This is a genomic window from Brevundimonas sp. (assembly GCF_035626975.1).
Lineage (GTDB): Bacteria > Pseudomonadota > Alphaproteobacteria > Caulobacterales > Caulobacteraceae > Brevundimonas.
Genome location: NZ_DASPMQ010000020.1, coordinates 25,640 through 46,359, shown reverse-complemented (window position 1 = coordinate 46,359; position 20,720 = coordinate 25,640). Strand labels below are relative to the sequence as shown.

Below are 20,720 nucleotides of genomic sequence, written 5' to 3'. Positions count from 1 at the left end.
CCGCCTTGCAACGGGGAGGGGAACCGCGTTTGCCGCCCGGGGCCGTCTGGGCTAGAAGCGCGCTTCCCTTTTTCATCCTGAGCTCGTTTCGCGTCCATGACCGACACCACCGCCAACGCCAGCCCGCTTTCGGGCAACGTCCTGTTCTATAGCCAGCCGGAGCCGCTCTCGGTCGAGGCCCATGGCGCGCTCGGCGTCGACCCGGTCGAGCAGCCGTACGCCTTCGTGGCCAACACCAATATCGTGCCCCTGACGGTCACCGAGTTCGCGCCGGCGGCGCTGACCTATCCGGTGATCTTCGTCGGCGACGCACGCCAGCCCGTCGCGGTCATGGGTCTGCGTCAGGGCGAGAACCTGTTCGTCAGCGAGACCGGCGCCTTCCGCCCTGAGGCCTATATCCCGGCCTATGTGCGCCGTTACCCGTTCGTCTTCGCCAATGACGAGGTCCAGAAGCGTCTGATCCTGTGCGTCGACCGCGCCGCGGCCTTCGTCAAGGAAGGCGGCGCCACCCCGCTGTTCGTCGACGGGCAGCCCTCGCCCTACACCCAGCAGGCGATGGAGTTCTGCAACAATTTCGAGCAGGAGCGCCTGCGCACCGAGGCCTTCGTCAAACTGGTGACCGACCTCGACCTGCTGGAAACCCGTGAAGCCGTCTTCACGCCGCGCAATCCCGACGGAACGCCGGGCGCGCCGCAGAAGCTCGCCGAGTATTTCGCGGTCTCGGAAGACAAGCTGAAGGCCCTGCCGGCCGACAAGTTCGCCGAACTGCGGGACAACGGCGCCCTGGGCCAGATCTACGCCCACCTGGTCTCGCTGCTGGGCTGGGATCGCCTGATCGCCATCGCCTTCCAGAAGGCCGCCGAGGCCCAGCCGGCCGCCGGAAACGCCTGATCCGGCCGGAGGGCCGCCTGCCTTCCGCGTCTGTCGGAACTCAAGCCCGTCCGGTTCGCCGGGCGGGCTTTTCCGTGGGCGTCACCGGCGCGCCAGCAGGGCCCGGGTCAGGCAGGAGAAGACCAGCCGCCCGGCCTCGTCGAGCAGGTCGTGCTGGGCGATGACGATGCCCTTCTCGTCGCCGACGGGATCCTTGCCCATCACGGTCATCCGGCCGCGCATCAGCTCCCCGGCGGGCGGATTGCGCATGTAGCGCAGTCCGTCGACGGCCAGCACCTTGGACTGGGCCCAGCCCGAGACCTTGTCGGCGAACAGCCGGCTCCACAGGGCATAGACCATGGCGTCCGGCGCGCCGTACGAGACGTCCCATCCCGGCGAGAACCGCTCGACGAACAGGTCCATGGCGGCCTCGTCGACCATGCAGGCGCCGAGAGCGATGACCTCCCCGACGGCCAGATCCTCGAAATGGACGTGAAGCGGCTCGCTCATCCCGGGCTCCCTCAGCCGGCGGGTTCTTCGGAGACCCGCACCAGAAGCTTGCCGTCGTGATCGCCGGTGAACAAGCGGTTCAGCGAATCCAGCGCGCCCTCGAGGCCGTCATCGACGTGGACCTTCCACTTGACCTCGCCGCTGTGCAGCCACGGCCCCATCTCGGCCGCCATCTCGCGGCCCCGGTGGACATAGTCCAGCACCAGGAAGCCCTGGACCGTCAGCCGATGGGTGATGAGCCGCCCGAAATTGGGCGAGGGCGGCGCCTTGGTCGCGTTGTAGGCCGAAATCAGGCCGCAGACGGCCATCCGGCCATGGGTCTTCAGCCGGTTGAACACGGCGATCATGATGTCGCCGCCGACATTCTCGAAATTCAGGTCGACGCCATCGGGCGCGAGACGGTCCAGCGCCTCGCCGACGTCCTCGTTCTTGTAGTCGATGGCCGCGTCGAAGCCGAGATCCCCGGTCAGCCAGCGGCATTTGTCGGGCCCGCCGGCGATGCCGATGACCCGGGCGCCGCGCGCCTTGGCGACCTGGCCGGCGATCGAACCGACCGCGCCGGCGGCGGCCGAGATCACCAGCGTCTCGCCCGCCTGGACCTTGAGCACGTCGGTGACGCCGAAATAGGCCGTCATCCCGGTCATGCCGAGCACCGACAGGTTGGCGGTCAGCGGCAGGCCGCTGGCGCGGTGCACGGGGCGAAGCTCCATCTCCGGCACGACCGCATAGTCGGCCCAGCCGCCGTTCAGGGGCGTGACGATGTCGCCGGCGCGGAACCGGCTCGACCGGCTTTCCTCGACCACGCCCAGGGTCAGGCCGCGCATCACGCCGCCCAGCGGCACCGGCGGCAGATAACCCTCCGCGTCGTTCATCCAGGTGCGGTTGGTCGGGTCCAGCGACAGGTAGACGGTGCGGACCAGCACCTCGGACTCGTTCAACGCCGGAACCGGCGCCTCGACCAGTTCAAGGTCGCCGGGCTTGATCAGGCCTTTGGGCCGCTGACGCAGCACCCACTGACGATTGACGCGAGCCATGGCCGTCTCCTTCTCTGACGCTGTCGCCCTCGGGCCGCCCGGGCGCAGGTTTTCTTTCAGTACGGGCCATCATGACCGGGCCGCGCCGCCTGTCCAGCACGACGCAAAGAAAAAGGCGGGCCGCAGAGGGCCCGCCTGAAGTGGCATCATCGAGAATGAGGCGCGGAGGCGACAGACTGGTTTTCACCAGTCTCAAGTCGGGGGGGCGTCGCCGCCTCCGCAGACCGATAACGGAGCCGCCGCCGCCGGGTTCCAGCGTCTCCGAACTTTTTTCGCTCGCCGGGCGAAAGCCGGAACGGCGCCGCTGGCCGGGGCGTTGATCGGACACAGCGCAATCGCCGTCGGAGGCCCGCCATGACCCATCAGTCCCCTCACGACAAGGCCGCCGACGCGGTCCATGAAGGCCGTCCCGTCGAGGCCCAGTATGTGCGGGGCGGCCGTGGCGGCGTCCGCATCCTGACCCTGCTGCTGGTCTCGCTGGCCGCGGTGGCCATCCTGCTGCTCGGCATGTGGTTCGTCAGCCAGGGCGGGTTCGCCAAGACCAACGCCAACGACGGCGATCAGGCCGTCGACGCCGCCGCCTTCCAGACCGCGCCGGTCGAAGTCCCGGCCGCCGACGCGCCGACCACGTCCACCGGCCAGCCGACCTCGCCGCCGACCGGCGCGGCCCCGAACGTCAACGCCCCGACCGTCGCCGCCGAACCGCCGCCCCCGACCCAATAGGACCGCCATGCAAAAAGCCCCGGTCCTGCGACCGGGGCTTTCCGTGGTTCGGGGAGTAATCAGGCCGCTTCGCGCTGGCGCGAGGGATGGAAGAACAGCGCCTGGCTGATCGCCGCCTTCACCGTCTCCGGCTGGAAGGGCTTGGTGATCAGGAAGGTCGGCTCGGGGCGTTCGCCGGTCAGCAGCCGCTCGGGGAAGGCGGTGATGAAGATCACCGGCACGTCGATCCGCTTGAGGATATCCTTGACCGCGTCGATGCCCGACGAACCGTCGGCCAGCTGGATGTCGGCCAGGACCAGGCCCGGGCGGTGACGGGCGACCGCGTCGACCGCCTCGTCATGGGTGGTGGCGGTGCCGGTGACGCGATGGCCGAGCTCCTTCACCAGGCTCTCGATGTCGGCCGAGATGATCGCCTCGTCCTCGATGATCAGGACGTCGGTGGCCAGCTCGGCGTCGATGTCCGACTGGGCCTCGGCGATCAGCCGTTCGACGTCGCCGGCGTCGGCGTCGAGGATCTGCGCCGCCTCGGACGGGGTGAACCCCTCAAGGGCGGTCAGCAGGAAGGCCTGGCGCGAGCGGGGCGCGATCCGCATCAGGCGGCGCGAGGCGTCGTCACGCCCTTCCATGCCGCTCTTGTCCTCCAGCTGGGCCCCGGTCGAGGCCCAGATGGCGTGGAACACGTGATAGAGGGCGACGCGGGGGGTCATTTCGGGCGGCAGCTGGCGCTCGCCGGCGGCCAGCGCCTCGAGCGCGACGCGAACATAGTTGTCGCCGGTGATCTGGTCCCCGGTCAACGCCCGGGCGTAACGACGCACATAGGGCAGATGCGGCGCGAGACGGGCCAGAAGGCTCATGAATATTCCCCGACAGAAATTGGCGGTTCCGAACAATGGAACCTCGGCAGGTCCCGTCAACGTATCAAATCGGCCACGGTTCCCGTGACGCAGCGAAAGCTTGAGCATTAAAGCGACGTAACCTAGGAACTCTCCTTCGGCGCTGGCGTTTTCGGCAATCGCAACAAACAGCGTCAGGGTGGCGGCCGTTCATTCAATGACAGAAAATTCGAACCCTTCCCGCAAGGCGGCGCCCCCGGGCGGCCCCGCTCTCGAGGAAGCGCGCCTTCGTCAGCAGGCGATCGGGGTCAAGCTCCGGCATATGTTCGACGAGGTCGTGAACGAGCCGGTCCCGGACGAGTTCCTGGACATCCTCCGCCGGGCCGACGAGCGCTCGTCGGGCGGGAGCGGCGCATGAGCGGTGCTTCGACTCCGCCGCCCAAGCCTCCCTCCGCCGACGACGACGCCTTCAAGAGGGAGCTGGTCGCGCTTATCCCGCACCTGCGGGCGTTCGCGCGCACGCTGACCGGCGACCCCACGGCGGCCGACGATCTGGCCCAGGACGCCATGATGAAGGCCTGGGACGCCCGGGCCAGCTATCAGATGGGCACCAACATGAAGGCGTGGACCTTCATGATCCTGCGCAACCAGTTCTATTCCGAGAAGCGACGCTCCTGGCGGCAGTCGCAGCTGGACCAGGAAGCCGCCGAGCGCACGCTCGTGGCCGTGGACGATCCGGAATCGCCCGTCGCCCTCGACGAACTGCGTCTGGCCCTCGCCACCCTGCCCGAGGAGCAGCGCGAGGCCCTGATCCTGGTGGGCGCGGGCGGCTTCGCCTACGAGGAGGCGGCCGAGATCTGCCAGTGCGCCGTCGGCACCGTGAAGAGCCGCGTCTCCCGCGCCCGCAAGGCGCTGCAGGCCACGCTCGAACGGGGCGGATACGCTCGCGACGGTCGCGCCGCCGGCGACGCCATGCGCTCCATACTCGCCGACGCTGATCGCCTGAGCAGCGTCCGGGGTTGAGGTGATCCATATCGGGCGAGCGCTCGGTCGGGGTCTGGCTCCACCGCAATTCCAGGGCATCCGCTTCCGCCTCGGGGCCGCGCTCGCGCTCGCCCTGCTGCCGGTCCTGGCCCTGGGCGCCTTCCAGGCCGACGCCCAGTTCCGGGTGCAGGATCTGCAGCGCCGGGACGACCTGCAGCTGGCCGCCGAGCGCACGGCCGCCAACGTCAAGGGCCGGCTGGACAGCACGACCGTCCTGCTCCAGGCGCTCCGGCCCGAGGCCCTGGAGCTGTTCTGCCAGCCCCGGCTCACGGCCCTCGTCCAGCGCATCGAGGGTCTCGAGGGCCTGGCGCGCCTGAGCCCCACCGGCCAAACCGCCTGCGCCTCGCAACAGCTGGGCGCCGCCTCGCCCGCCTGGCTGACCCAGGCCCGCGCGTCGCCGTGGTTCCAGCGGCTGCGCGCCGGAGAGGACACCGTCCTGGCCCGCGCGCCGGTTCGCCCCGGCGAAGAGCCGGGCCTGATCGTGGCGATCCGTCTCGAACGGCCCCTCGGAGCGTTCGACGGCGTCATGATCGCGGTCATTCCGCTGTCCGCCCTGCAGCCGGACATCGCCGACCGGGCTTTGCCGGAGGGCTCTCAGGCGGCGCTGACCGACGGCGACGGCCGCATCCTGACCGCCACCGACCCGGGCGCCTTCACCCTGTCGGACGGGCGCAGCGTGACGGGCTGGGTCGACCGCGCGCGCCGGAACGCCTCGGCCATCTTCGAGGCGGATGACTCGCGGGGCCGGCATCGCGTCTACGCCGGTGCGGCGCTGGCGGGCCGGGACGTCTACGCCCTGCTGTCCGCCCCGGCGCCGGGCCTGCTCTCGTGGGCGCGGCTGAACCCGGTCGGGGCCTTCATGGTCCCGCTGCTGGCCTGGCTGATCGCCTTCCTGTCGGTGATGTGGGTGTCCGAGCGGATCGTGGTGCGCTGGCTGGTCTATCTGGAGCGGGTGGCGGCCATCTATGCGCGCGGCCGTTTTTCGGTGCGTCCTGTCCAGGCGATGAACGCGCCGGCGGAAATCCGGGTTCTGGCCCGCACGCTCGACGAACTGGCCGAGACCATCACCACCCGCGACGCCGCCCTGAACGCCTCCCTCGAGGAGAAGGACGCGCTGATGCGCGAGATTCACCACCGGGTGAAGAACAACCTCCAGATCATCTCGTCCCTGCTGTCCATGCAGCAGCGCGCGCTGAGCGATCCCCAGGCCAAGGCCGCCGTGGGCGACACCCGCCAGCGTATTTCGGCGCTCGCCCTGATCTACCGCACCCTCTACCAGAGCGCCGACCTGCGCTACGCGGACGCCCGCATCTTTTTGACCGAACTGGTCGGGCAACTGGTTTCCAGCGAGGCCGGCCGCGGGCCGGTGGTGACCTCGTCGGTCGAGGCGGATTCCCTCGTCGTCGATCCGGACAAGCTGGCCCCCCTCGCCCTGTGGCTGGTCGAGGCGGTGACCAACGCCCAGAAGCACGCCTTCGCCGGCCGCGGCGGCGCGCTCAAGGTGCGCTTCCGCGTCAAGGGCGAGACCAGCACGCTCGAGGTCGAGGACGACGGCCCCGGCGTCAGCGAGACCTTCCGCGCCGGGGTCGGCCGCACCCTGATGGGCGCCTTCGCCAAACAGTTGCGCGGCGAGGTCGAACTGGTTCCGGCGCCGGGCGGCGGCACGATCGCCCGCATGGCTTTCGCCACCCCGGAGGCCATAACGCCTACGGATCCGGCCGATCTCGGAACCGGGCGCCCGCCGCGACGTTCTTGATGCGTACGCCGCTCCCCCGGCGCCAGGAGATTCCACCATGCGGAAGTTATTCGTTCTGTTCGCCGCCGCCGCCGCCCTGACCGCGGCCGCCTGCAACACCATTTCGGGTGTTGGGCGCGACGCCTCGGCCGCTGGCAGCGCCGTGACCGGCGCGGCTGAAGACGCCAAGACCTGAGTCCGGTTTCCCGGCCGCGGCTCTCCCCCGACACGCGGTTCGGTTGAAGAAGGCCCGCCTGGCTTCGCGCCGGCGGGCCTTTGCCTGTTCGTCCTGTCGTTCGCGCGCTTGCACGGCGCGGCGGCGGCGCTAGCATCGTGAACAGGCCGTCCGCCAGACGACGCCGGGGGAAACGCACGATGACCGACCAGACCGCCAAGGCCGTATCGGGTCCGGGCCTGAGGACCGTGGTGGTCGCCTCGGCGGCCGGCACCGCCTTCGAGTGGTACGACTTCTTCATCTTCGGGTCGCTGGCCGCGGTCATCGCCAACCATTTCTACGCCGAGGTCAGCGAGGCCACGGGCTACATCCTCGCGCTGCTGACCTTCGGCGTGGGCTTTGTGGTCCGGCCGCTCGGAGCGCTGGTGTTCGGGTGGTTCGGCGACCGGACCGGCCGCAAGACCACCTTCCTCGTCACCATCACCATCATGGGCCTGGCCACCGTCGCCATCGGCCTGCTGCCCGACTACGACGACATCGGAGTGGCCGCCCCCATCCTGCTGATCCTGATGCGGGTGCTGCAGGGCTTCGCCCTCGGAGGGGAATATGGCGGCGCGGCCATCTATGTCGCGGAGCATGCGCCGGCGAAAAAGCGCGGGTTCCTGACCGGCTGGATCCAGACCACGGCGGCGCTCGGCCTGATCGGCGCCCTGGGGGTCATCCTGATCACCCGCCAGATCGTGGGGACGGAAGCGTTCGACGAATGGGGCTGGCGCATCCCCTTCCTGCTGTCCGCCTTCCTGCTGGGCATCTCGCTGTGGATCCGGATGAAGCTCGACGAGAGCCCCGCCTATCGCCGCATGGAGGAAGAGGGCGGCGAGCGGCGCGCGCCCTACCGCGAGGCCTTCCTGCAGTGGAACAACGGCCGCTTCGTGCTGCTGGCCCTGTTCGGCATCATGATCGCCCAGGGCGCGGTCTGGTACTGCGGCTATTTCTACACCCGCTTCTTCATGGAGCGGATCCTCAAGGTCGAGACCGCCACGGTCGACATGCTGATGCTGTGGCTGACGGTGGTGTCGGCCGGGCTCTACGTCTTCTTCGGCTGGCTGTCCGACAGGGTCGGCCGCAAGCCGGTGATGCTGTTCGGCATGATCCTGGCCCTCGTCGCCTTCTTCCCCGGCTTCCACGCCCTGACGAAGGCGGCCAATCCGGCGCTCGCCGAAGCCCAGGCGTCGGCCCCGGTGACGGTGGTCGCCGATCCCGCCTCCTGCGCCCTGCAGTTCGATCCGGTCGGCAAGGCCGCCTTCGCCAGTTCGTGCGACATCGCCAAGAGCGTGCTGTCCAACGCCGGCGTCTCCTACGCCAACGTCAGCGCCTTGCCGGGCGGCGTCGCCACCGTCCGCATCGGCGGAACGGAGGTCGCCTCGGTCGAGGGCGGCGGCCTCGACCCCGCGGCGCTCAAGGCGGCCCGCGCCGACGTCGAGACGCGCGTCAAGGCCGCGCTGGCGACCGCCGGCTATCCGGTGAAGGCCGATCCGGCCCGGATGGACCTGCCCATGATGTTCGCCATCCTGATGGTGTTCATCGTCGCCGCCACGGCGCTGTACGGACCGCAGGCCGCGGCCCTGGTCGAGCTGTTCCCGACGCGGGTGCGCTACACCGCGATGAGCCTGCCCTACAACGTCGGCACCGGCTGGGTCGGCGGGCTTCTGCCGGCGGCCAGCTTCGCGCTGGTGGCGGCCTCGGGGAATATCTATTTCGGCCTGTGGTATTCGGTCGGCTTCACCCTGGTCGCCGTCATCGTCAGCCTGCTGTGGCTGCCGGAAACCCGCGGCCGGGATCTGAACACGATCGAGACCTGAGGCGTTTCTCTTCCGCGCCGCCCCCAGTCGGACGAAGACCATGACCGAAGCCAACAGTCGCCAGGCCGGCCTCGACCTGTTGCGCGAGCACGCCCTGATCGCGGGCGAGCCGGTCACGTCAGCCGGACGCATCGCCGTCGACGATCCGGCGACGGGCGAGATCCTCGGCCACGTCCCCGACCTCGGCGCCGCCGAAACCGAACGCGCCATCCAGGCCGCGCACGACGCCTTCCCCGCCTGGTCCCGATCCGACCCGCACAAGCGCGCCGCCTTCCTGCGCGACTGGGCCCGGCTGATCGACGACAACACCGAGGGGCTTGGGGCGCTGATGGCGCTCGAGAACGGCAAGCCGTTCGAGGAGGCGAAAGGCGAGGTCGCCTACGCCAACGGCTTCATCAAATGGTTCGCCGGCGAGGCCGAACGCCTGCTCGGCGAGACCCAGGACACGCCGCTGGGCCACGTCATCCTGACCTTCCGCGAGGCGGTGGGGCCGTGCGCCTTCATCACCCCGTGGAACTTCCCCGCCGCCATGCTGACCCGCAAGCTGGGCCCGGCCCTCGCCGCCGGGTGCACCGCCGTGATCAAGCCGGCCAGCCAGACCCCGTTCACCGCCATCGCCCTGGCCGAACTGGCGTACAGGGCGGGCCTGCCCCGGGGCGTGCTCAGCGTCGTCACCGGCGACGCGGCGACCATCGGCGGCGTCCTGACCGCCTCGCCGCTGATCCGCAAGCTCAGCTTCACCGGCTCGACCCCCGTGGGCCGCAAGCTGGCGGAGCAGTGCGCCCCGACCCTCAAGCGGGTGTCGATGGAGCTGGGCGGGGCCGCGCCCCTGATCGTCTTCGCCGACGCCGATCTCGACCTCGCCGTGGCCGAGACCATCAAGGGCAAGTTCCGCAACTCGGGCCAGACCTGCGTCTGCCCGAACCGGGTCTACGCCGAGGCGTCGGTGGCGGAGGCGTACGCCGCGAAACTCGCGGCGGAGGTGGCGAAGATCCCGGTGGGCGCCGCCTTCGAGCCCGGCGTCAAGGTCGGCCCGCTGATCGAGGACAAGGCGATCGACAAGGTCGAGCGCCACCTGGACCAGGTCAAGGCGGACGGCGGCCGTGTCCTCACCGGCGGCGCGCGCCACGCCCTCGGCGGCCGCTTCTTCCACCCGACGGTGACCCTCGGCGGCGACGACGCCCTGTTCCGGCGCGAGGAGACCTTCGGCCCGCTGATCCCGGTCTTCGCCTTCGACGGCGAGGACGAGGTTTTGGGCAAGGCCAATGACAGCGAGTTCGGCCTCGCCTCCTACGTCTTCACCCGCGACCTCGACCGCGCGATGCGCATCGGCCGCCGCATCGAGGCCGGCATGTGCGGCGTCAACACCGGTCTCATCTCCACCGCCGTCGCCCCGTTCGGCGGCGTCAAGCAATCCGGCTACGGCCGCGAGGGCTCCCGCCACGGCATCGACGAATACGTGGACATCAAGGCGGTGACCCTGGCGTTGAAATAGGTCAGCCGTCCTGGGCCGCCAGCATGGTCCCGAGATCGCGGGCCAGCGTCCCGGCGAAGGGCGCGTCGTAGTTGCCCAGCACCGACAGCGCCCAGCCCGTCTCGCGCACGATGAAGCTCTCGCCGTCTATGCCGCTGTTCGGTCCCCCGCCGTTATGACCGATCAGGGTCCGGCCCGCGACGACGCGGCGCTCGAAACCCATGCCGTAATCCGGAAGGCCGCCGGGAGCCGGTCCGGTCAGCATCTCTGTTATCGCGTCCGGAACCAGCCGCCCGCTCGACAGGGCGCGGAGAAAGGCGGTCATGTCGGCCGTCGTGGAATAGCCGCCGCCGCACGAATTGCCCCGCCAGCCGAGGAAGCCCCCGTTCGGCCGCCGGCCCTCGATCCCGAGACTGTCGCTCTCCAGATAGCGGTAGCCCACGGCCCGGCCGGCGACCGTCTCGTCGAGCGTGAAGTGGCCGCTGCGCTCCATGCCGGCCGGGGCGTACACCCGCCGCGCCAGCAGATCGTACCAGGTCTCGCCGGTCGCGCCCTCCAGCACCGCGCCGAGCAGCACGAAGCCCTCGTTGCTGTAGGCCACGCCCCTCCCCGGTTCGAACAGCAGGGGTTGGCCGGCGAAATGCCGGACCAACTCGGTGACGGTCGCGTTGGGATCGCGCCGGTCGTAGCCGGGGCGACTCCACATGTCGCCGAGCCCGGCGGTATGGGTCAGTAGATGACGCACGGTGACCGCATCGGCTCCCGTCGCCCCGGCGAACCCGGGGACCACCTCCACGGCCCGGGTGTCCAGCCCCAGACGCCCCTCCGCGATCAGACCGCCCGCCATCACGGCCGTGAACATCTTGTCCGCCGAGCCGAGGTTGAAGCGCGTGTCAGGGGCGACCGGGGCGCTGAAATCCCGGTTGGCCATACCGGCGGCCTGCTCATGCAGTACGGCGCCGTCGGGGGCGACGACGAGGACCGCGCCCGAGAAGTCGTCGTGTTCCACCGCCCAGGCGATGCGGTCCGCGATCGCCGTCTTCAGCACCGGCCGCGGGACCGGCCCCGCGATCAGCGGGCGGGGATACGGCCGGGGGCGCGGCAGGAGAAACAGGTCGGTGATCCGGCCCGGCTCCGCGGTGCTGGCGAAGGTGGTCAGATCCCGCTCCACCCCCTGCCGCACCGTGCGCACCGTGACCAGCACCTCGCGGGGGCCCTGCCGGCTGGAGACGTACTCCAGCCCGCCGGAGGCCGCCCGCACCCGTGCGAACTGTTCCAGCCAGTCTCCAGCAGAGCGCCGCTGCAGCGACCGGCTCGCCACCAGGTCCGCCAGTCCGGCGCCGTCGAGCGCCGGATCGTTGATCGCCGCGACCAGACGTCGGCCGATCGCATCGAGAGGGCCGTCCTGGGCCATGGCGGGGAAGGCGATCAGGGCCGGGGCCGCCGTCGCGGCGGCCAACATGCTGCGGCGGGTCAGGGCGAGAGTCATGGGCGGTCCCGAACGGTCGATATCCGGTGAGCACCGATAGGCGAACCGTCCGTCCCCCGGCAGTGAATTCGCCGTAAGCCTCACGGCGCCCCGGTGACTAGACCGGCAGCGCCCCGCGCTTGACCACCGTCCGCATGGCCACGCTGGACGACACCCGGGTCACCCCCGGTATCCGGGTCAGTTCGCGCGAGTGCACCCGTTCCAGGTCGTCGACGTCGCGCACCACCAGCCGCAGCAGATAGTCCGAGCCGCCGGTCATCAGATAGCATTCCACCACCTCCGGGACGGTCGAGATCGCCGTCTCGAACGCCGTCAGCGAGGCCTCCGCCTGAGACGACAGGGTCACGGTCACGAAGACGCTGATCGGCAGGCCGACGGCGCGTTCGTTGATGATGGCGGCGTAGCGGCTGATCACCTCCGCCGCCTCCAGCGCCCGCAGCCGGCGCAGGCAGGCGCTCTCGGACAGGTTCACGGTCCGGGCCAGGTCGGCGTTGGTCATTCGTCCGTCCCCCTGCAGGGCGCGCAGCATCTTTCGGTCGGTGTCATCCAGGGTGACCGCGGAAACAGTCTTCAAGGCGGACCTCGTTCGCAGATTCTGCGACTTTATGCTGTTCAGTCAGCGAAAAGAACAGGAACCTGCGCCCGGACCGCCGCTAGATTGCCGCGCGAGGCGAGGCGGCCACAGAGCGCGCCCGCGAACCGTCGAAAAGAGGAACTCCCATGCGCGTCGGCGTCCCCAAGGAAATCAAGAAGAACGAGCACCGCATCGGCCTGACGCCGACCGCCGTGCGCGAATACGTGGCCCACGGCCACACCGTCTCGATCCAGGAGGGCGCCGGCCTCGGCGCCGGCTTCACCGACGCCGACTACAGGAAGGCCGGGGCGAAGATCGTCGCCACCGCCGCGCAGATCTTCGCCGACAACGACATGATCGTGAAGGTCAAGGAGCCGCAGAAGGTCGAGTGGGAGATGCTCCGCGAGGACCAGATCCTGTTCACCTACCTGCACCTGGCGCCGGACCCCGAGCAGACGAAGGGCCTGCTGGCCTCGAAATGCGCCGCCATCGCCTATGAGACGGTCACCGACGACCGCAAGGGCCTGCCGCTGCTGGCCCCGATGTCCGAGGTCGCCGGCCGCATCGCCGTCTTCTCGGCCGCCGAGACCCTCCTCAAGCACAACGGCGGCATGGGCCTGCTGTTCTGCGGCGTCCCGGGCGTGGCCCCGGCCCGCGTGCTGGTGCTGGGCGGCGGCGTCGTCGGCCTGAACGCGGCCCGCATGGCCATGGGCCTGGGCGCCGAGGTCGTGGTGCTGGAGCGCTCGATCCCGCGCATGGCCTATATCGACGAGATCACCAGCGGCCGGGTCGTCACCCGCTATTCCTCGATCGGCGCGATCGAGGAGGAGATGGTCAAGGCCGACGTCATCATTGGCGCCGTGCTGGTCCCCGGGGCCGAGGCGCCCAAGCTGATCAAGCGCGAGCACCTGAAGGCGATGAAGCCCGGCTCGGTGCTGGTCGACGTGGCCATCGACCAGGGCGGCTGTTTCGAGACCAGCCACGCCACCACCCACGAGGACCCGACCTACGTCATCGACGGCGTGGTCCACTACTGCGTCGCCAACATGCCGGGCGCCGCCCCGCGCACCTCGTCCGAAGCCCTCAACAACGCCACCCTGCCCTTCGGCCTGGCCCTGGCCGACCACGGGCTGGAGGCGCTGAAGAAGAATCCGCACCTGGCCCGCGGCCTCAACGTGCTGAGGGGCGAGCTCACCTACCCGGCCGTGGCCGAGGCGCTGGACATGCCGTGGAGCGACCCGTTCGGGGTCTGGGCGAAGGGCTGACAACCAAAGACTGGTAAGGGCGAGGGTCGGACCCTCGCCCTTTTCATAAGCGGCTCATCCCGCCATGGTCGATTCCATGGCTGAGACCATTCTCAAGACCCTGACCAACGAGATCGGCGACGAGCGGGTGATGATCGTGCGGCGAGCGGATGGTGCCTATACCTATCGTCGCAAATGGCATGGTGAAGGCGGCTGGAGCGGCGCGCTCGACCTCGGCCTCTACGACTCCGTGGAAACCGCCGAGGCGGAAGCACGGATGCGGGTCGGCTGGCTGGTTCCTGCATTCCACTAGGCACTGCCTGTAAATCGCCGCTCTCTTGGGCCATAAGCGCGCTCAAGCAGCGAGCGACCGCGTCGCGAGCGTTAGCGCCCTACTTAGAAATGCCGCGATGAAGTTTCTCGACCAGGCCAAGATCTATATCCGCTCCGGCAACGGCGGCGCGGGCGCCGTGTCGTTCCGGCGCGAAAAGTTCATTCCCAACGGCGGTCCGGACGGCGGCGACGGCGGCAATGGCGGCAACGTCTGGATCACCGCGGTCGACGGGCTGAACACCCTGATCGACTACCGCTACCAGCAGCATTTCAAGGCCCAGACCGGCATCCACGGCATGGGCCGGCAGATGCACGGAGCCAAGGGCGAGGACGTCATCCTCAAGGTCCCGGTCGGCACCCAGGTGCTCGACGACGACAAGGAAACCGTGCTGCTGGACATGGATGTCGTCGGCAAGACCGAGCTGCTGCTCAAGGGCGGCAACGGCGGCTGGGGCAACGTCCGCTTCAAGGGCCCGTCCAACCAGGCCCCCACCTACGCCAACCCCGGCCAGGAAGGCCAGGAGCGGTGGATATGGCTGCGGCTCAAACTGATCGCCGACGTCGGCCTGGCCGGCCTGCCCAACGCCGGCAAGTCGACCTTCCTCGCCGCCGCCTCGGCCGCGCGGCCCAAGATCGCCGACTATCCGTTCACGACCCTGGTGCCCAATCTCGGCGTGGTCGACCTGTCGGCCACCGAGCGCTTCGTCATCGCCGACATCCCCGGCCTGATCGAGGGCGCCCACGAAGGGGCCGGCATCGGCACCCGCTTCCTCGGCCACGTCGAGCGCTCGGGCTGCCTGATCCACCTGATCGACGGGACCCAGGACGACGTCCAGAAGGCCTACCGCATCATCCGCCACGAGCTCGAGGCCTATGGCGCCGGTCTCGCGGAGAAGCCGGAGGTGCTGGCCCTGAACAAGATCGACGCCCTGACTCCGGAGGCCCGCGAGGAAAAGGCCGCCGAGCTGGAAGCCGTCGCGGGCAAGCGTCCGATGCTGGTCTCCGGCGTCTCGGGCGAGGGCGTCACCGAACTGCTCCGCGCCGCCTGGACCGAGGTGCGTAAGGACCGCGGCGAGATCGCTCCGGCCGAGACGGACGAGACCGTGGTCGAGACGCCGGGCGGCTGGGCGCCGTAGCCGCGACCGGCGGGGCGTGTTAGCTCCCCCGTGAGCATAAGCCCCCGCGAGCCCGCCTTGTCCTTCTTCCACGCCGGTCCCGCGCCGCGAGCCTCCGGTCCCCGCCGGGGCGCGCTGCGTGATGGGCTCGACCTGCGGCCGGGCATGACGGTCGGCATCTTTGGCGGCTCATTCAATCCGGCCCATGACGGCCACGCCCATGTCGCCGAAACGGCGATGCGGCGGCTGGGCCTCGATCGCGTGGTCTGGCTGGTGTCGCCGCAGAACCCGCTCAAGGACCCCCGCGACAGCGCCCCGCTGGCCGAACGCATGGCCTCCGCCCGCATCGCGGCCGCCCACGCCGCCGCCGGGCCCGCCATGATCGTCTCCGATTTCGAGACCCGGATCGGGACGCAATGGACCGTCGACACCCTGCGCGCCCTGACCGGCCGCCATCCGGGCGTGCATTTCGTCTGGCTGATGGGCTCCGACAACCTGGCGACCTTCCACCGGTGGCGCGGCTGGACCGACATCATGCGGATGATGCCGGTGGCGGTCATCGCCCGCCCCGGCTCCGAGCTGGACAGCCGCACCGCCCCCGCGGCCGTCCGTTTCGCCGCCGCCCGGGTTCCGGCCGCGCGCGCGCGCCTGCTGCCGCGCCTCGAGGCCCCGGCCTGGACCTACCTCACGGCTCCGCTGAACCCCCGCTCCTCGACGGCCCTGAGGGCCCGTGCGCAGGCGGGGAAGTGAGCCGCCGGGCGCAACGCGTGACGCCCCGGCGGGTTCGTGCTAGACTGCCCCTTTAGTAATCTCCTCGGAGCCTTCCGCTGACCCCCTCGCCCGCGCACGATGCGCAAGACAGCGCCGTCTCGAACACGGCGCACGAAATGGATCCCATCGAGCCCCTCCATTCCGAAGACGGTCCGCAGGCCCCCCTCCCCGTCGGCTCCAACGCTCTGGAACAGGCCGTCCTGTCGCGTCTCGACGAGGACAAGGCCCAGGACATCGTCCTCATCGACCTGAAGGGCAAAAGCCCGATGGCCGACACCATGATCATCGCCTCGGGGCGGTCGCACCGCCACGTCGGCGCCCTGGCCGACCACCTGCAGCGCACGCTGAAGGAACAGGGCCTCGGCAAGGTCAAGGTCTCGGGCCTGCCGCACTGCGACTGGGTCCTGCTCGACGCCGGCGACGTCATCGTCCACCTGTTCCGGCCCGAAGTCCGCGCCTTCTACAACATCGAGAAGATCTGGTCGGTCGAGAGCGGCCACCGCGTCGACGCCCGCGCCTGATCTGAACCCATGAAGCTGGCCGTCATCGCCATCGGCAAGCCGGGGCGCGGCCCCGAGGCGACGCTGGCGGCGGACTACGCCGAACGGGCGAGCCTGGCCGGCCGGGCGCTCGGCCTCGGCCCTCTCGAGCTGATCGATCTCGAGGCCCGCAAGCCCGGCAAGGCGGCCGAGGCCGAGCTGATCCTCAAGGCCGCCGAGGGGGCCCATCTGATCGCCTGCGACGAGCGCGGCAGGACCTTCTCGAGCCGCGCCTTCGCCGGGCACATCGCCCTGTTGCGCGACCGGGGCGAGCGGCGGCTGGCCTTCGCCATCGGCGGGGCCGACGGGCTGGACGACAGCGTGCGCGCCGCCGCCGCCTCCACCCTGGCCTTCGGCCCCCAGACCTGGCCGCACGCCCTGGCCCGGGCCATGCTGGCGGAACAGCTGTATCGGGCCGTGACCATCCTGGCCGGATCGCCGTATCATCGCGACTGATGCCCAAGGTCGCCCTCGCCCTGCTGCTGGTTCTGACCGCCCTGCCCGTCGCCGCCGCCGCGCCGCAGCCAGGGCCCGGCGCGGGCGAGATCGGCCGCCTGCAGGCCGAATTCCGCGACGAGCGCGCCCGCGCCCGCAGCCTGCGCGCCGAGGCCGCCGACGCCGGGGCCCGAACCGCCCGTCTCGAACGCGAACTGGCCTCGCTCGGGAGCGACGTCACGGCCGGCGACAGGACCATCGCCGCCCAGCGGGCCCGTCTGCGCAGCCTCAGCGAGCGCGAGGCCGTCCTCGTGGCCCAGCTGTCGCGGGCGCGCGGCCGCCAGGCCCGCCTGCTGTCGGCCCTGCAGATGATGAGCCGCCGCCCGCCGCCGCCGCTGCTGGTGCCCGCCGACAAGGCCGTCGACACGGTCCGCGCCGCCATCCTGATGAAGGCCATCGCCCCCGAGCTCCAGGCCCGCGTCCGGCCGCTCGCCGACCGTCAGGCCGAGATCAACCGGGTTCGCCGGCTGGCCGCGCTCGGCAGCGAGGCCTTGTTCACCGCCGAAAGCGCCGAGGGCGACCGTCGCGCCCAGGCGGAAGCCCGGTTGGCCCGCCAGACCCGGCAGCGCTCGATCCTCGAGGCCGAGGCCGGGACTGCCGAGCGCGCCGTCCTGGCCCTCGAGACCCGGCTGCGGGCGCTGGGCGGACGCGTGCCGGCGGCCGACGCCGACGCCGGGACCGCGACGGCCCCCTCGCCCGCGGGCCGCGACCGGCTGACCCCGCCCGTCGAGACCGCGCCGTCGATCCGCTTCGGCAGGAACTCCAGCGGCTGGCGCTGGCGCGGCGACCGGATCGAGGCCCGGTCCCCCGCCGCCGGCCGCGTGATCTGGACCGGTCCGCTCAGGGGCTGGGGCCGGGTGATCATCCTCGACCTCGGCCCCGGCTGGCGCGCGGTGATCTCCGGCCTCGACGAGGTTTCCGTCGAGACCGGCGCGCGGGTCGCCGACGGCCAGACGCTGGGCCGCTCCGGCGCCGACGGCGAGATCGGCTTTGAGTTGCGCCGCGACGAACGGCCGATCGACCCGGCCCCGTGGCTGGCGGGGAGTGGTTAGCGGCGAATCCGCTTCCCATCGCCCGATGACGCTGATTTTATCGGCGGACCGACGATCGGCCACGATTTGGTCGTCGAAGGACAGGTAGTTGTAGACGTTCAGGCCTCGCGGCCCGCTGGAAAAAGACACCGTATGCGCAAGTTGCTGATGATCGGCGCCGTCGCCGCCACCGTGGTTGGTCTGGGCGCCGCCACGACCGCCGGCCAGACGCCGCGCAACGAGGCCTTCCGGCTGATCGGCCTGTTCGGCGACGCCCTGACGACGGTCGAGCGCGACTACGTCGTTCCGGTCGACGACAAGAAGCTGATCGAGGCCGCCCTGCAGGGCATGATGAGCGCGCTGGACCCTCACTCCTCCTACCTGCCGCTGAAGGCCTACGGCGAGCTGCGCGAACGCACCGAGGGCCAGTATTCCGGCGTCGGCCTGACCATCTCGTCCGAGGGCGGTCTGGTGAAGATCATCTCGCCGATGGACGGCGGTCCCGCTGCCCGCGCCGGCGTCCAGGCCGGCGACGTGATCTCGGCCATCGAGGGCCAGAGCTCCTCGGGCCTGACCGTCAGCCAGGTTTCGGAAAAGCTGCGCGGCGCCGCCGGCACCTCGGTCAAGGTCACCTTCCTGCGTGACGGCGAGGAGCCGCGCGAGCTCACCCTGACCCGCGAGATCATCAAGATCGATTCCGTCACCGGCCGCGTCGAGGGCGACTTCGGCGTGCTGCGTGTCTCGACCTTCAACGAGAACACCGGCCGCGAACTGGGTGAGGTCATCGCCCGGCTCAAGACCGAGAATCCGGCCCTCAAGGGCTATGTGCTGGACCTGCGCAACAACGGCGGCGGCCTGCTCGACGCGGCCATCGCCGTCTCCGACGCCTTCCTCGAGCGCGGCGAGATCGTCAGCCAGCGCGGCCGCCATCCCGAGCAGATCCTGCGCTACGCGGCCCGTCCGGGCGACCTGACCGGCGGCCTGCCGGTCGTGGTGCTGATCAACTACGGCTCCGCATCAGCGTCCGAAATCGTCGCCGGCGCGCTCAAGGACCACCAGCGCGCCACGCTGGTCGGACTGACCAGCTTCGGCAAGGGTTCGGTGCAGAGCGTCATCCCGCTGCGCGGCGGGGCCGACGGCGCCCTGTCGATCACCACGGCGCGCTACTTCACGCCGTCGGGCTCCTCGATCCAGAAGATCGGCATCGAGCCCGACCTCGAGGTGGCCCGTTCCGAGGCCGAGGCCCGCATCGTGTCGCGGTCCAACTTCATCTATTCCGAGGCCGCCTACGCCACCGCCCTGGACGCCTCCATCGGGGCCGAGCGCAAGGGCCCGCACACCCCGCACGAGGCGCCGGGCGAGTCCTACGACAAGGAGAAGGACTACCAGCTGGAGCGCGCCTTCGACGTGCTGCGCGCCGGCGGAAACCTGACCCAGCTGGCGGCCGCGCCCGAGGGGATCGTCGTCACTGCGCCGGGCACGGCCATGGCCGCCGCCACGCCGGAACCCGCGCCCGGGAACTGACGCCCGGGACCTGGCGCGAATTGGCTACGGCATAGCTAACAGCGCGTTAGGCTTTCTTAACCGACGCCCGCCACTGTGAGCCGTGTAGGAGTCCGTTCCGCGGACCCCGTTCGAGCGCCCAGTTCCTTGCCCATGTTCGCCAAGCGCCAGTCCGTCCTCGCCGCCACCGCGGGCGCTCCGCCCGCCCGCCGGGCCGTGCCCGAAGGTCTCGCCCCCGTGCTCCGCGTGCTCAGGAAGCCGCCGGTCGCCGTCGCCGCCGCCGGAGTCCTGCTGCTCGGCGCGGCCGCCCTGTTCGTCACCGTGCTGGGCGACCCCCGCGCCGGCGCCCCGTCGGCCCGCGTGGCCCTGAACCGGCCCGCCGCCGCCCGGACCCCCGTCCCCACCGGCCTGGAAGCCTTCTCCCTCGACGGCTCGGGCCTGTACCAGGACCTCACCGCCGACGGCGCCGACCCCTCGCTGATGGGCGAGGCCGTCATCACCCTGCCCGACGGCGCCACCGTGTCCGGCGACGGCGCGCCGGTCACCGCCCCCCGTGTCGCCGCCCGTCCCCTGCCGGCGGCGCCGATCGCGGGCCTCAGCCAGCCCGGCCCCGACGGCCCGCTGCCGCGCATCGCCCCGGACGGCCGGGTCCCGGCCCAGGCCTACGCCCGGCCCTTCGTCTCCAACGGCAAGCCCCGCGTCGCCCTGATCGTCGGCGGCCTCGGCCTCAACGCCGTCACCACCCGGGCCGCCATCGAGCGGCTGCCGGCCGAGGTCACCCTCAGCTTCGTGCCCTACGCCGAGGGCCTGCAGGGCTGGATCGACCTGGCCCGCGCCCAGGGTCACGAGGTCATGCTGGAAATGCCGATGGAGCCCACCGGCTATCCCAACAACGACCCCGGCCCCTACACCCTGCTGGCCAACGCCGACGCCGCCGACATCCAGGCGAAGATGAACTGGCTGCTGGGCCGCGCCGTCGGCTATTTCGGCGTCACCAACTATCTCGGCGACCGGTTCGCCGCGTCGGACGCCGGCATGACCGCCTTCATGGGGGTGCTGCGCCAGCGCGGCGTCGCCTTCGTCGACGACGGCTCGATGAGCCGCCGCCCCGGGGCCTGGGCCCGCGCCAGCGCCAACCGCATCATCGACGAGCAGCAGTCCCCGGCCGCCATCGTCGGCCAGCTCAACGCCCTGGAGGCCCTCGCCAAGGCGCGCGGCCAAGCGCTCGGCACGGGCTTCAGCTATCCGGTCACGGTCGAGGCCGCCGCCCGCTGGACCGCGGGGCTGGACGCCCGGGGCCTGCAGCTGGCGCCGGCCAGCGCGCTGGCCAACCGGCCCGGACGGTAGATAAAGGCCGACGGCCCCG

General features: G+C 70.7%; 22 protein-coding genes. 17 read left to right on the top strand and 5 right to left on the bottom strand.

The features are described from left to right. Positions 1 to 96: 96 nt before the first annotated feature. Complete coding sequence (locus VEB62_RS06130) at positions 97 to 891, top strand: SapC family protein (RefSeq protein ID WP_324796811.1); 795 nt, start codon at positions 97 to 99, stop codon at positions 889 to 891. Between the two features lie 81 nt (positions 892 to 972). Here the strand turns inward: VEB62_RS06130 and VEB62_RS06125 are convergent, their stop codons facing one another. Continuing rightward, the gene (locus tag VEB62_RS06125) at positions 973 to 1,380 is read right to left on the bottom strand and encodes an acyl dehydratase (protein ID WP_324796808.1); all 408 of its coding nucleotides are present in this window, start codon (positions 1,378 to 1,380) and stop codon (positions 973 to 975) included. Between the two features lie 11 nt (positions 1,381 to 1,391). Continuing rightward, entirely contained in the window at positions 1,392 to 2,414 is a 1,023-nt protein-coding gene (locus VEB62_RS06120) for an NADP-dependent oxidoreductase (protein WP_324796806.1), read from the bottom strand. A 354-nt stretch (positions 2,415 to 2,768) separates the two neighbouring features. On the opposite strand from VEB62_RS06120, the gene VEB62_RS06115 reads away from it, so the two are divergent. Next, positions 2,769 to 3,137 (top strand): hypothetical protein, encoded by a 369-nt coding sequence (locus tag VEB62_RS06115; protein WP_324796804.1) that lies wholly within the window; start codon positions 2,769 to 2,771, stop codon positions 3,135 to 3,137. 59 nt (positions 3,138 to 3,196) lie between these two features. Here the strand turns inward: VEB62_RS06115 and phyR are convergent, their stop codons facing one another. Next, on the bottom strand, positions 3,197 to 3,991 hold the full coding sequence (phyR, locus tag VEB62_RS06110; protein ID WP_324796802.1) for an anti-anti sigma factor/receiver protein PhyR: 795 nt from the start codon (positions 3,989 to 3,991) through the stop codon (positions 3,197 to 3,199). A gap of 196 nt (positions 3,992 to 4,187) precedes the next feature. Here phyR and nepR point away from each other — a divergent pair, with 196 nt between their 5' ends. The 6 genes from nepR (at position 4,188) to VEB62_RS06080 (ending at position 10,281) form a co-directional block, all read left to right on the top strand. Further along, positions 4,188 to 4,388, top strand: coding sequence for an anti-sigma T factor NepR (gene nepR, locus VEB62_RS06105; protein WP_324796798.1), 201 nt, complete (start codon positions 4,188 to 4,190; stop codon positions 4,386 to 4,388). Then, entirely contained in the window at positions 4,385 to 4,993 is a 609-nt protein-coding gene (locus VEB62_RS06100; RefSeq protein ID WP_324796795.1) for a sigma-70 family RNA polymerase sigma factor, read from the top strand. Before nepR ends, VEB62_RS06100 begins: the two co-directional genes overlap by 4 nt. A gap of 1 nt (position 4,994) precedes the next feature. Next, the gene (phyK, locus tag VEB62_RS06095; protein ID WP_324796792.1) at positions 4,995 to 6,770 is read left to right on the top strand and encodes a sensor histidine kinase PhyK; all 1,776 of its coding nucleotides are present in this window, start codon (positions 4,995 to 4,997) and stop codon (positions 6,768 to 6,770) included. 37 nt (positions 6,771 to 6,807) lie between these two features. After that, the gene (locus tag VEB62_RS06090; protein ID WP_324796789.1) at positions 6,808 to 6,945 is read left to right on the top strand and encodes an entericidin EcnA/B family protein; all 138 of its coding nucleotides are present in this window, start codon (positions 6,808 to 6,810) and stop codon (positions 6,943 to 6,945) included. A gap of 179 nt (positions 6,946 to 7,124) precedes the next feature. After that, positions 7,125 to 8,786 carry an MFS transporter gene (locus tag VEB62_RS06085; RefSeq protein WP_324796787.1) on the top strand — a complete coding sequence of 554 codons (1,662 nt, stop codon included), beginning with the start codon at positions 7,125 to 7,127 and terminating at the stop codon, positions 8,784 to 8,786. A gap of 40 nt (positions 8,787 to 8,826) precedes the next feature. Next, entirely contained in the window at positions 8,827 to 10,281 is a 1,455-nt protein-coding gene (locus VEB62_RS06080; RefSeq protein ID WP_324796784.1) for an NAD-dependent succinate-semialdehyde dehydrogenase, read from the top strand. A gap of 1 nt (position 10,282) precedes the next feature. On the opposite strand, the gene VEB62_RS06075 is transcribed toward VEB62_RS06080, so the two are convergent. Both VEB62_RS06075 and VEB62_RS06070 read right to left on the bottom strand, forming a co-directional pair. Next, positions 10,283 to 11,749, bottom strand: a complete 1,467-nt coding sequence (locus tag VEB62_RS06075) for a serine hydrolase domain-containing protein (protein ID WP_324796781.1) — start codon at positions 11,747 to 11,749, stop codon at positions 10,283 to 10,285. 97 nt (positions 11,750 to 11,846) lie between these two features. Beyond that, positions 11,847 to 12,323 carry an Lrp/AsnC family transcriptional regulator gene (locus VEB62_RS06070; RefSeq protein ID WP_324796778.1) on the bottom strand — a complete coding sequence of 159 codons (477 nt, stop codon included), beginning with the start codon at positions 12,321 to 12,323 and terminating at the stop codon, positions 11,847 to 11,849. 146 nt (positions 12,324 to 12,469) lie between these two features. On the opposite strand from VEB62_RS06070, the gene ald reads away from it, so the two are divergent. The 9 genes from ald to VEB62_RS06025 all read left to right on the top strand — a co-directional run bounded on the left by ald (position 12,470) and on the right by VEB62_RS06025 (position 20,701). After that, positions 12,470 to 13,588 carry an alanine dehydrogenase gene (ald, locus tag VEB62_RS06065; protein ID WP_324796775.1) on the top strand — a complete coding sequence of 373 codons (1,119 nt, stop codon included), beginning with the start codon at positions 12,470 to 12,472 and terminating at the stop codon, positions 13,586 to 13,588. A 76-nt stretch (positions 13,589 to 13,664) separates the two neighbouring features. Then, positions 13,665 to 13,880, top strand: a complete 216-nt coding sequence (locus tag VEB62_RS06060) for a hypothetical protein (protein ID WP_324796773.1) — start codon at positions 13,665 to 13,667, stop codon at positions 13,878 to 13,880. A gap of 97 nt (positions 13,881 to 13,977) precedes the next feature. Continuing rightward, positions 13,978 to 15,036, top strand: a complete 1,059-nt coding sequence (gene obgE / locus VEB62_RS06055; protein WP_324796770.1) for a GTPase ObgE — start codon at positions 13,978 to 13,980, stop codon at positions 15,034 to 15,036. A 30-nt stretch (positions 15,037 to 15,066) separates the two neighbouring features. Next, positions 15,067 to 15,765, top strand: a complete 699-nt coding sequence (locus VEB62_RS06050; protein WP_349255678.1) for a nicotinate-nucleotide adenylyltransferase — start codon at positions 15,067 to 15,069, stop codon at positions 15,763 to 15,765. Between the two features lie 137 nt (positions 15,766 to 15,902). Beyond that, the gene (gene rsfS, locus VEB62_RS06045) at positions 15,903 to 16,307 is read left to right on the top strand and encodes a ribosome silencing factor (RefSeq protein ID WP_324796767.1); all 405 of its coding nucleotides are present in this window, start codon (positions 15,903 to 15,905) and stop codon (positions 16,305 to 16,307) included. Between the two features lie 9 nt (positions 16,308 to 16,316). After that, positions 16,317 to 16,781 carry a 23S rRNA (pseudouridine(1915)-N(3))-methyltransferase RlmH gene (gene rlmH, locus VEB62_RS06040; RefSeq protein ID WP_324796765.1) on the top strand — a complete coding sequence of 155 codons (465 nt, stop codon included), beginning with the start codon at positions 16,317 to 16,319 and terminating at the stop codon, positions 16,779 to 16,781. Beyond that, complete coding sequence (locus VEB62_RS06035; RefSeq protein WP_324796763.1) at positions 16,781 to 17,872, top strand: murein hydrolase activator EnvC family protein; 1,092 nt, start codon at positions 16,781 to 16,783, stop codon at positions 17,870 to 17,872. The genes rlmH and VEB62_RS06035 overlap by 1 nt, the downstream gene beginning before the upstream one ends. Before the next feature lie 132 nt (positions 17,873 to 18,004). Then, on the top strand, positions 18,005 to 19,375 hold the full coding sequence (locus VEB62_RS06030) for a S41 family peptidase (protein ID WP_324796762.1): 1,371 nt from the start codon (positions 18,005 to 18,007) through the stop codon (positions 19,373 to 19,375). Positions 19,376 to 19,507: 132 nt separating this feature from the next. Then, a complete protein-coding gene (locus tag VEB62_RS06025) occupies positions 19,508 to 20,701 on the top strand; it encodes a divergent polysaccharide deacetylase family protein (protein ID WP_324796759.1) in 1,194 nt (397 codons plus the stop codon). Positions 20,702 to 20,720 lie beyond the last annotated feature (19 nt).